Raw genomic sequence first — 2,877 nt, 5'->3', positions numbered from 1 at the left:
GAAGCCGCGCCGGGTGATGAAGCCCACGCCCACCAGCGCCAGGGCGATGGCCCCCTGCACCAGCAGCGCGTTCACCGGCGAGCCCGCGCGCGCGCTCCACCGCCCCAGCGGGGAGAACATCGGGAAGTCTCGCCCCATCGCATAGTGAGTGCGCGAGCCCATGAGAACGGTGGCATTGGCCGAGGTGAGCACCGCCGCGCAGATGATGAGGCTGATGAGCCGGGCGCCCCCGGGGCCCACCACGCGCTGAAGGAGGTCCGCCGCCACCGCCTCCGAGCGCCCCATGCCGGCCAGGCCCAGTCCCTTGAGGTAGGCCGCGTTGACCAGCAGGTAGAGGGCGGTGACGGCCAGCAGGCTCCCCAGCAGCGCGAACACGATGCCTCGGCGCCCCCCGCGCAGCTCGCTGGAGATGTAGGCCGCCTCGTTCCACCCGCCATACGTCAGCAGCACGAACACCATGGCCAGGCCCCAGGCGGCATGACGGGGCCCATCGGGTGCCACCACCTCGGCGACTGGGACCGGAGCGGCCGGCGAGAAGAAGAGCCCGGCGACGATGACCAGCCCCAGGCCCGCCACCACCGCCACCATGAGGAGGTTCTGCGTCCACTTGCCCAGCTGGATGCCGGCCACGTTCAGCCCGGTGAGCACCACCACCGAGAGCGCCGCGTAGAGGGCGGACGAGTGCTCCCCCAGCGGCAGCAGTTGCGAGGCGTAATCCCCGAAGATGAAGCCCAGCAGCGCGATGGAGCCGGTGGGGATGACCGTCAGACGGGCCCAGGCGAACAAGAAGGCCAGCGAGTTACCGAGCGCCCGCCGCAGATAGTGGTAGTCGCCCCCAGCGTGAGGCCAGGTGCTGGCAAGCTCCGCGTAGCACATGGCGCCAATGAAGGAGACGAGCCCGCCAAGGCCCCACAGCAGCAACATGGCGGCCTCGCCCGTCGAGTTCGCCGCCACCAGCGAGGGCGCCCGGAAGATGCCCGCGCCCACCACGATGCCCACGATGAGCGCGACGGCATCCACGACGCGCAGGCTTGGCAGGGGAAGCGCCGCGTCGGAGCGCCTGTCGCCTGGCCGTCCCTCCCTCTGGTACCGCCCTCGAGCCATCGCATCCGCTCCCTGGTTGTGTGAAGGGATGGACACCGCCCCGGACGGGGGCAATCACCCCGCCCTCCCGAGTGCTCGGCGGGGCGGCGGTCAGCGTCCCTCAGGGATGCGCGATGACGATGAGCGTGGGTGCCCGCGCCTCGACGCACGTCATCACCTTGCGCATGGTCAAGGGATCCAACGCACCGAACGCTTCATCGAGCACCACGACACGGGCCCGCTGAAGCAGCGCTCGTGCCACGAAGACACGGCTCTGCTCTCCATGCGAGAGCTGCCAACCGCGCTCCCCCACCAGCTGCATCAACCCCGCGGGCATCCGTGCCAGCAGCTCCCCCAGCCCGAGCTCCTCACAGAGCGTTTTCGCGGTGTTCAGGTCCTCGGGGGTGGGAGGCCAGGTACGTCCCAACAGCAGGTTCATGGCCAGGGGGCCGGACACCACGTGGTTCTCGTGGAATTGAGGGGCCCCCGCGATCTGCGCACCCCACCCGTCCATCGTCCAGGTCGCCATGTCCAGGCCACCCAGCAACAACAGCCCCGAGCCCTGGCCTCGCAGCCCCGTCAGAATGGACGCGAACGTCGACTTGCCCGAACCCGAGGGCCCCTCGAGCAGCACGCGCTCGCCCGCGCGCACCACCAGCGAGGCCCTCTCCAGCACCGCCCGTGGGGCCCCCACGTGCTGGAAGACCAGGTCGCGGGCCTCGAGCAGGGCCTGGGCCTTCGGAGGCGCCACGCCTGACGGCGGAGGAGCCGTCCTGGGGATCCCACCATCCTGGGCGCGCTGCACGGCCTCCAGGATGGGGTGAACGTTGCGGAACAACACGCGCGCACCGATGAGGGCCAGGGCTCCGACGGTCAGTGTCCCCAGCGCGCGCGTCGCCAGCAGCGCGGCCCCTACCCCCACCGCGATCCTCACCGTCGAGGCTCCAGCGAGCACCCCCGGGAGCGTCGCGAGGATCGCCACCGGGAGGAGCCCCCGCCGGGCGAGCGTCAACACCCGGGCCGTTGCCGCGTCCCACTGCTCGGAGGCCTCGGCATAGTGGGCCAGTTCATGATCCTCCTCGACGTGCCAGCGCTCCGGCTGTTCCTGCGCGAGCCGCGTCCGGTGGCCTATCATCCGCTCGATGAGCGCATGCGTCATGACGCCCCGTGCCTCCATCCACCGCCGGAAGCGTGCGGCCTGACGCGCGAGCAGCACCACCAGCATGCAGCAGAAGCCCCCCAGCGCCACCAGCCCGTACCAGCCCGCGGGACCCGTCACCATCACGCTCGCCGCCAGCGCCAGATCGATCACCGACAGGAGACTGGTGAAGCCGCCAGCCAGCGCCATCTGCTCCAGCCCCGCGCTCTCGAAGGTCTTCCCGACGTACTCGCCAATTCCACCGCGGCGCGCCTCGTCCACGGGCAGCGCGAGCGCCCCCGCCAGCAGTTGTCTGCGCAGCAGCGCGGAGAAGTCCATCACCAGGGACCCCTGCACCCAGGTCAGCGCCGCCTGGAGCGGCACCATCGTGAACCCCATGAGGGCCCAGGCCCAGAGCCACCCCTGGTCCAATTGACCCTCGAACGCGCCCCGTCCAATCAACCACCAACCGCAGAGCACACACACCTGGAGGAGCGCCGCCAGCAGGAAGAGCAGGATCAGCCGCCACCCGGCCCGCAGCGCCCGCAGATGATGGCTCCAATGGGCTCCAGGTGGCAGCCGAAGCGTGCGTGCGGCGATGAGGTGTGTATTGGCGAGCTGCCCGCCCAGCAACGCCCGACGGGCCGTGGCCCGCT

The 2,877-nt window shown here is 70.7% G+C and carries 2 protein-coding genes; both read right to left on the bottom strand.

Features of this window, described 5'->3' with window-relative positions:
- The coding region (locus tag VF794_RS07620; protein WP_331108519.1) for an APC family permease at positions 1-1,104 on the bottom strand (1,104 nt) is incomplete at its 3' end.
- Positions 1,105-1,204: 100 nt separating this feature from the next.
- A partial coding sequence (locus tag VF794_RS07615) for an ABC transporter ATP-binding protein (RefSeq protein ID WP_331108518.1) occupies positions 1,205-2,877 on the bottom strand: 1,673 nt, incomplete at its 5' end.

The organism is Archangium sp., from assembly GCF_036389735.1.
Classification (GTDB): domain Bacteria; phylum Myxococcota; class Myxococcia; order Myxococcales; family Myxococcaceae; genus Archangium.
The sequence above is the reverse complement of the archived record's forward strand: the minus strand, read 5'-3'. Positions and strand labels throughout refer to the sequence as shown.